Annotated in this window: 6 protein-coding genes and 1 pseudogene; all 7 read right to left on the reverse strand. The window is 36.6% G+C overall.

Annotated elements, in window-relative coordinates:
- On the reverse strand, window positions 1-704 hold a 704-nt coding region (gene ltrA / locus V7014_RS08350), incomplete at its 3' end, for a group II intron reverse transcriptase/maturase (protein ID WP_335506073.1).
- A 737-nt stretch (window positions 705-1,441) separates the two neighbouring features.
- Entirely contained in the window at window positions 1,442-2,473 is a 1,032-nt protein-coding gene (locus V7014_RS08355) for a sensor histidine kinase (protein ID WP_335506075.1), read from the reverse strand.
- Window positions 2,470-3,147 (reverse strand): response regulator transcription factor, encoded by a 678-nt coding sequence (locus V7014_RS08360; protein ID WP_335506077.1) that lies wholly within the window; start codon window positions 3,145-3,147, stop codon window positions 2,470-2,472. The genes V7014_RS08355 and V7014_RS08360 overlap by 4 nt, the downstream gene beginning before the upstream one ends.
- 10 nt (window positions 3,148-3,157) lie before the next feature.
- A complete protein-coding gene (locus tag V7014_RS08365; protein WP_335506079.1) occupies window positions 3,158-5,224 on the reverse strand; it encodes an ABC transporter permease in 2,067 nt (688 codons plus the stop codon).
- Window positions 5,214-5,996 (reverse strand): ABC transporter ATP-binding protein, encoded by a 783-nt coding sequence (locus V7014_RS08370; RefSeq protein WP_335506081.1) that lies wholly within the window; start codon window positions 5,994-5,996, stop codon window positions 5,214-5,216. Before V7014_RS08370 ends, V7014_RS08365 begins: the two co-directional genes overlap by 11 nt.
- Window positions 5,997-6,108: 112 nt before the next feature.
- Window positions 6,109-6,267 (reverse strand): annotated as a pseudogene (locus tag V7014_RS08375) (HD domain-containing protein); the annotation flags it as partial.
- Between the two features lie 260 nt (window positions 6,268-6,527).
- Window positions 6,528-8,300: a group II intron reverse transcriptase/maturase gene (gene ltrA, locus V7014_RS08380; protein WP_335506083.1), complete on the reverse strand. Its 1,773-nt coding sequence runs from the start codon at window positions 8,298-8,300 to the stop codon at window positions 6,528-6,530.
- Between the last annotated feature and the right edge of the window lie 838 nt (window positions 8,301-9,138).

Genomic DNA, 9,138 nt, shown 5'->3' on the forward strand with positions numbered 1-9,138 from the left:
GCTGCTTTCTCGCTCTTCACAAAGATAAGAGCGTCATCAGCGTACCTCACGAATGGAAGATCTCTACTTTCTAATTCCTTATCTAATTCGTTCAACATAATATTACTTAACAGTGGACTGAGGTTGCCTCCTTGCGGAGTACCAATTGGTGTTTCTTCATATTTTCCGTTCACCATAACCCCACTGACTAAGAACTTTCTTATTAAAGAAATCACGTCTCCATCCTTTATGGTGTTAGATATGATTCGCATAAGTTTATCGTGCTGGACTGTATCGAAGAATCTTTCAAGGTCAATATCCACTACCCAATCATATCCATCATTCAGAATTTCCAAGCTTTTTATAATGGCCATCTCACAACTTCTTTTTGGTCTAAAACCGTAACTAAATTCACTGAACTGCTCTTCAAATACCGGGCTGAGAACTTGAAGAATAGCTTGTTGAACGACTCTATCCACTACTGTTGGTATTCCCAATTTGCGCATCTTTCCATTTTCTTTTGGGATTTCCACTCTTAAGGCAGCTTGTGGTTGGTATTTTCTTGTTCTGATACGCTTACGCAGCTCATCCTTGTTCTCTTTCAAATATTGCTTTAGTTCATCAACTGTTACTCCATCAACTCCACTTGCGCCTTTATTTTTATAAACGCGTAAGTAGGCTTCATTCATATTTTGATTACTTAGAATCTGTTCTAAAAGTTCCACACTCGTTTCTCCCTTCCTCTCACGTAGTAAGTGATAGTCTCATTTTTGGTTATCCTTTGAGATACGCTCATACTTTCCCCATTAACACATTCGGAGTACATCACTTGCGCATTCGTGGCGTTGAAACACTATAAATTGTTCAGCCCTTCATGAAAAAAAAACTTCATTACTATGGCTTCTGCTGACTTCTTGCGACTAACCTTTTTCGACTGTACGACTGTACATCCGCAAGACCTCCCAGGGTAAGACAACTATCTTTCCTCTTTTACTCGCCTGATTTACTCTAAAAAGTTACGCACATCTTTTTGGACTTTGACTTGCTTAGGAGCCTTATCCCTTTATAGAGCCTTGGTATCAGATTTCTGTTCGTCAAGCCAAGATTTTATTCCACGCTTCCTCTAGCCCTTACCTCACGATAAGTACCTTGCGCTTCCTTAGTGGTTGGTCGATGTGTACCCCCACAGTGGACTTTCACCACCTAGATAGTTGCCATGCCTGGCACACTAAGAAAAAGGCTGCTCAGTTACAGCCTTGATCTTCTACTAATGCACCTGTTAGCTTAAGTGTATTAATCACAAACTTAACTGGTATACGTACTAAAACCTCTTTTCATTCATTACAGGAATGCTGCCCCATTAGCTGCATAAGAAAAGGTACTGTAACCACAGCTCCTTAATGTATTAAAGCACCCGTTTAAGTGTAAGTTTTCACAATATCTAAAATTGAATGATTAATGTCTATTGATCCTCAATTTTCGGAAATCGAAATTGAATGACAAATCCCTTCCCATACTTAGACTCAACTTCAATTTCAATCTGCAGTTCATCGCATAATTTTTTTACAAGATACAATCCTATCCCAGTAGACTGCTTTCTATTAGGATTATCTCCTGTAAATCCTTTATCAAAAATGAAAGGAAGATCAGAATTAAGCACCCCGATACCATTATCAGATATCCTTAGATAATGCCGATTTTTCACGCTATCAAAACCAGTTTTTAACCTGATAAAGCTATCAATTTTTTCATTAGAGTATTTAACTGCATTAACAAGTATCTGCGTGAAAATAAACTGGAGCGCCTTTTCATCTGACACTATTGGCACATCTTCCATCTGAGAAATAACTTTAACTTCTTTTTCATCCAGTAATGACTGAAGTTCCAACAGTACATCTTCACAACAGAGATTGAGCGAGACTCTCTCTAGGCTATAATCAACATGCGCTGCCTGTAATCTTGCATAAAATAATATCTGTTCGACATTATCACTGATATTAATTCTTGCATGCTCAAGTCTTTGATACACCAATTCTGACATTTCTTCTTTACGATTTTGTAAAACAAAGGTTAATAAAGAAATAGGTGTCTTTATCTCATGAACCCAACTTTCAATAAATTCTTCATAATCTAATGACTGTAATTTAACCTCATCTAACTGGTCATTTAGCATCCGTAATTTATTGGCTAAATCATTGACCTTTTCTTTATGTATTTCACCAATCGATTGTATCAATGCAGATTCTTGCTCCGGTGAAGGCTCTCTTAGAAATTTATAAAATACTTTGTCTTGCTTCGTCTTCCCTTTCCAAACGAGGAACATGCCCAACACAATACTCGCGATTGAAAAAACAATCATAATGCCCACTAAAAGCTTGAATGTTTCGGGATACGCTACCCACGCTAGAAAAATAAAAAAAGCATTATTTATACAAAGAAGTAATATCCAAGCACGTGATAGCTTGAGCAGAGTTAGCCAATCCCTTAGTTTCATTGGTAGGCACCTCCTACTAATTGATAACCAACTCCTCTGACCGTTTTGATTCGATTTGACAAGCCAGCTTCATCAAGCGTCTTACGTAATCTGGTCATATTCACTTGCAATATATTTTCATCCACATATTCGCTACTTCCCCATAACTGATTAAATAACTGTTCCTTATTCACCACTGAAGGTGCACATTTCACTAAGAGCTTCATAATCATTCCTTCATTCTCCGATAATGAAATCGAATTGTTGCCAACATACAACACATTTGTCTTCTCATCGAGTTGAAAATCACCAGCATCTAAAAGAATATGCATATTTGCATATAGGTGCTGCAGTTTTTGAATTCTAGCAATTAGCCGTTTCGGATGACACGGCTTCGTTAAATAATCATCTGCACCTAATTCCAATGCATGCAGCTCATCACGAAGTTGATTGCGTGAGGTTAGCACTAAAATGGGGCCTATTCCTCTAGCCTTTAATGATCGGCAAATTTGGAATCCTGATAGGTTTGGTAAATTTAAATCTAATATAATTAGCGATGGAGAAGCTGAAATAATATCTTCCAATAGCGTATCAAAAGAAGAGATACTCTCTACAGAATATCCCTCTTTTTCTAAAATACTTTGTAACTCTTCACGTAGGAAAACGTCGTCCTCAACAATGACGATCTTTGCCATGATTTCACTCCTACTCAATCTCTTTTAATTTCTTTATTTCTTCATCACTCTTTCGTTGAATCATCCATATATAACAAAGTTCAAAAACGATAAACGCAATAAGAATAATGGCTACCACCATACTATTTTCTAAGCTCAGGGTCATTGAAGGGAAGGTTGTCAACAAGGACCAAATACCAAAAATGCTGCTGACTAATGCTACCGAAATAACTAAACCAAAATACAACCATATTTGTATCCTTGCTGATGAACAAAGTGATTCAATATTTGCCCCTAGCATAGCTACTGTATAGTATCTATGTCTTGTACTCCGTTGTTGCATAAGAAAGTTTATGCCCAGTACCGTATTTGCAATAATAAGAAACATAACGCCTAGATAAAATGTCGTATAGCTTCCTGCCACTGTATAAAACAACTGTCTTCCCATGCTAGAAAGATAACTTTCATATTCTAAACCGTAAGTATTCATCAACTGATCTACTTCATAGGTCGCCTGCATTAACCCTTTTTCCTGAACAAATTCAGGTTTTAGCACCATATTCCATAGCGATGAATCTTGAGAACTTCTAACGAAGCTATTATAAATATCATCAGGTACAATCAATGCATAGGAGAGCGTAATCGCTCTATCTGCAACGACATTGCTTGTGTACAATGTCGAGATTAATTCATGTTGTTGTTCACCTATACTAACTGTAGGATTATCCTGCAGTGCCCTTCTTAATATATCATAAGAGTGTGAATATTCTTCATCAGAATACATGGCAACTTCATCGTCTTCTAATATAATAGGCGCTTTGTTGATAGATGTTAGCATTGCATTATAACTAGAAAGTGCAATGAAATAAGGCTCATCATGAAAAGATAAATTACTTAATAAACGCTCTTTTTCTTCTGCACTTTTATCTTTGGAGATGGATTCTTCTAATCCAGACCAAGAAAAAGTATGTGCAGCTGTATTTGCAGACATTTCTGCTTCAGTAGGCCAAAAATGTCCTATTTTCATCTCGTAATAGCTGTTGACGTAGGGCGTCACTTGATCAGATACGAGTGCAGCAACAATTTCTTCTTCTGATCCTCTAAACGTAAAGTCGGCAGTTCTACTAGATGTAGTACTATTATTTAAAGCAGTAGAAGTTCCAAAAGCGAAACAAATCATCGCCATTAAAATTAACAGTGATGATATGGCAAGGGAGCTCCATTGATGCAAGACATTCTCTTGAAGTTGTCTAGCTGTAAATACAAATAAACCGGTAGAAGAACTGCTTTTACGTTTAACCGATGCGCCAATTAAGCTTCCCAAGCCACGAAACAGGATGAAAGTTCCACAAATTCCTATAAGCAGTATTAACGCAAATAGCCTATAATCCAGGCTTCGCAAATATAATACGGCCAATCCATAAGCTACACATAAGAAAATGGTTCCAAGGAGTAATGCTGCTCCAGTCAGAAAGCTAACCTTGCTCCACACAGGTGAAAGTACTCGTTGCGATTTTTCCTTTTGGTCATTCAGCAAATCTACTGGTTCCTTCCTGCTCATTCTTAAGCTAAGAACAAACACAGCCAATAATTGCACGACAATAAAACCAAATACCGTCAATCCTAGCCCCACCCAGGAAATGCGAAACTCGTGACCAATAATCCCCATGCCAATAAGCCTTGAAGTGGCCAAACTAATGAGCTCTGTTAAAAATAACGAAATAGGAACACCAATGCATAGAGCAACTAAGCTGTTCCACAATGTTTCTCCCATAATCATGGAGAACAGCTTACTTTGCCTCATTCCCATCATTAAATACATGCCAAATTCATGACTACGTTGTTGGAGTTGGTATCTATTTGCAAAATAAACTAAGAAAAATACGAACAACAGTGAGACAGCATAGAGTATCGGAATCATTAACAATAGCCGATCTACCGCATCACTCTCAACGGTTTTCAAATAGACAAGTACATCTTGCTCACCAAGTGACAGGATGACATAAAAAGCAACAATCGAAATGACGAGTGAGGCGAAGTAAACCCCATTTTCTTTTCGCGTTTTACGACTATTACGCTTGATAAAATCAAAGAACATTGCTGCTACCTCCTCCTAGCTGCGCCAAAACCATTAGGATACGCTCATAAAAAGAATTTTGGGTTTCTCCAGGCACTTTCTTTCGAAGCTCATGAAAAATCAAACCATCTTGGATAAATAAAATTCTAGAACAATAGCTTGCTGCATTTGCATCATGCGTAACCATCAAAATTGTGGACCCCTCTTCCTGATTGTTAGCATATAATTTATCCATCAAGGTTTTTGCATTTTTTGTATCCAAGGCTCCCGTTGGCTCGTCTGCTAATACAATGCTTGGATTTGAAATCAAAGCCCTTGCTGCAGCAACTCTCTGCTTCTGACCTCCTGACAACTGAGACGGAAATTTATTCAATACAGGCTCAATATCAAATTGTTTAGTTAATTTTTGAAGTTGCTCTTCTTGCTCTTTAGGATTTACGCCATGTATGGACAACGGTAGTATGATATTTTCTCTAGCAGTTAAGTTATCGATCAATTCAAATTCTTGGAATAAGTATCCTATCTTACTTCCTCTATATTTTGCTAGTTTTGACCCTTTAAATGAAGATATATTCTTACCCTCTAATAAGATTTGTCCAGCTGTTGGCTTTAGCATAGTTGCAATGGAATTAAGCAATGTTGTCTTGCCCGATCCACTTGCTCCCATGATTCCAAGAAACTCTCCTGGAAGAACATCAAAGGAAACACCCTGCAACGCAACAGTTTCACTTTGTCCCTCACCAAATATCTTATGTACTTCTTTGACTTGAAGTAGCTTATCTGAAATATTCATATAATTTCCTCCCACGTATATTTCTCTATAGTAATACCATACAATAAAAAAGATCAATTAACTCTTACAGTTGTTGTAAGGTTTGAAATGAGAGGAATATCTCCTTTATTTTGTAGGAAACATCATGTAATAACCCTGCAACCTGCTCTTCTACTGAACCACCGAGTATTCTTATTAACAACATAACACCTTTTGAGTGTTCAAAATTAGTGACATTCCATTTTTCATTTAACAAGTAACTTGCTCCAATTTGATGAACTCCTTTAACCTTTGAATTTTAGATTTTAAGCCACTCAAATATGAAATGATTAGATCAATATAAAGAAAATCCTACTTTCCAAATTTGGAAATTGGCATTTTCCTATAACTTTGTGAAGTATTATACTTAATACAGATAGGTAAGGGTTTGAAGTTATCTCTCCCTTTTCCCCCTGTTCACACCGTACATGAGACTTTCATCTCATACGGCGTTCCAACTAATCCAATTTATTCTTTCTATGTATTAAGCAGACGAGTGCTGTTTTTCCAAAATTAGATTATTTCATTTTGACATTTTAATCGTAGCTTATTCACTTTTTCTTTCTGCTTATTAGTAATCTTTAAAGATTGTAAAAAAGTTTCTATTTTATCTTTGTCTTTTAGATGAACTAACTGATGAACTGCTTTATGAACAATAAGCAAGTTTGAATAACTATCATCTTTTGAAAGGTAATAAGGGTTTATGTGATGACAGTGCCATTCATGTATCCCTAACTCTTCTCCTAATATGGCACATTTACCATACTGAGCAATAAACTTACTGATTCTGTTGTCATTGTATTCAATCGATCTGTTTGGAATGTAATTTCTCATGATGTAGGAAAGCATACTTTTGTCGATAGCTTTTAAGCTATTATGAATTTTTGCTCTACCTTCGGTAGTAAAGTTACATATCACTTGGGAGAAACCAAGTGTCTTTTTCCATCGTTGTGCATGGATGGGCACAAAAACCATTTTTTGTATCTTGTACAGTTTAGCCTTGTATCCCTTGTATCTTTTCTGTAAGGTCTTAGTCATCTCATGAAAACTTGCCTCGGTTCTAATATTCTTTAGTTGATTATATAACGTCTTGCGTAGATGAGCGTTTAACTCATTTAGATTGATAGTAATATTATTGGCGACAGAATAATAGTTTTGAATTCCCATAACGACAGTATTGAAATTCAAAACAGTCTGAATGCAAGGCTTTTTTTTGACTACCTTTATAGCTTCCTTAATCTTTTGGAAGGCGTTTGCTTTAGCCTTCTTTGACATATCGGAAATTGCTACATAGCCAAACCTAGTTTTTCCTTTTCTTACTGCTTTTATTGAGAAACCAAGAAACTCGGAAGAGTTTTTCTTTAGGTTAATAACCTTCGATTTTTCTTCACTTGTTTCCAAATGAAGTCTTTTACTCAAGAAATCTTTTAATGCGTAGTTCACTTTTATTGATTGTGACCTAGTTCGGCACATTACCTTAAAATCGTCCGCATAACGGACGATGAAACACTCTTTCAAAGCTGATTTCTTTAAATGCTGATACTTACTACCGTTGGTGGAGTATGTATATCTGCTTTCAAACGTTTCCCACTGGTCACTAACCCACCAATCTAATTCGTTTAATACAATGTTGGATAATAAAGGTGACAGAATACCCCCTTGCGGTGTACCTTTTGTAGGAATACCTTCTCCTTCAATCTCTGCTTTTAATAGCCTAGAAATAATAGAGAGAAGTGATTTATCCCTGATACCTAGTGACCACATTTGTTTTAAAAGCTTACTATGATTTACATTATCAAAGAAACCTTTAATATCTACATCAACACAATGATGGAGTCCAGATTGGTTAATTAGAAATTCAAGTCTAGCTTTGGCATGGTGAGTGCTTCTGTTCGGTCTAAATCCATAACTATGTTTATGGAATTTGGCTTCACAAATTGGCTCTAAAATTTGAAGTATGCATTGTTGAAAGATTCTATCCCAAATCGTTGGAATCCCTAAAGGTCTAGTTTTCCCATTTCCTTTTGGAATGAATACACGCCTTACTGACTGTGGTTCATACCATTTGAACATGGCTTGAACCTTTACTATTACATCCTCCACTTTTAAATTCAGAATATCATTAATAGTTAATTTATCTGTCCCCGCAGTTTTACTACCTGTGTTTCTTTTAATGTTTCGGTAGGCAAGGCGTATATTATCTTTAGAACTCATTAATTCTGTTAAGTCATAGAAATGATGACCACTGACACTTTGAGCATATAATGTGTCGAAACAATCTTGCATACTATAATACTCACTATGTCTCAGTTTCTTCCGTTTCAATAAGTCGGTATCTCCTTTCGGAGTTAAACCTCTTTTAGTCTCACGAGAACCTTATTAATCGATAAAGAACTGCCTTACTTGGTTTAATAAATCTTTATTAGTCTAGTGGCTATCCCTCCATGTGGGTTAGACATTTCATCGGTACTGTGCCACCACTTTCACTGATATTAAGACAAGTTATACAGTAACTAGTATCATTAATGCTTTCCTTGCCAACGCTTCATCGGAAGTAAGTCCTTCACGTTATCTGCTTACAACGTTGAATTATATCTATTTTAGAATGAACTTAGGTGCTTCCTTTAAGCCTGTTAGCGTTCATACGCCTATAACGTATCATGGATTTTCATATTAGTTATTTTTACTCACCCACATCTAACCTCACAATTTGGTGCTATACACATTTCTATGTATCGCAGGTATAGACCCGTACATTCAGAAGTTCGTCAGCTTAACCTTTTATTGTAGGTTTATTCGCATTCTCACCATATTCATTCAACTCAAGCATTATGAATTACACCACTCCATCGAGTAGGCTTTCGTCAGCCGAACTGTTACGGTAATTTCTCACGCCTTTTCACCGAGCTTATAACACAATCATTCTTACTAAATTCAGTGCTATTCGACTAAGAGAGAACCCTTCAGGGCGTTACCCCATTCATTTGATTCTTCGATATAATCCTTCAGTTCCGAGAGGAACTGTCTAACCTTTACCTGAGTAATGTTACCATCCTCAATTTAAGCTAGAAACATTTCGCACAACTAACCTGCCCCGTTAGTTGCATAACAAAAAAAGAGCTGA

It is taken from the genome of Bacillus sp. JJ722 (assembly GCF_036963345.1).
GTDB lineage: Bacteria > Bacillota > Bacilli > Bacillales > DSM-1321 > Bacillus_AD.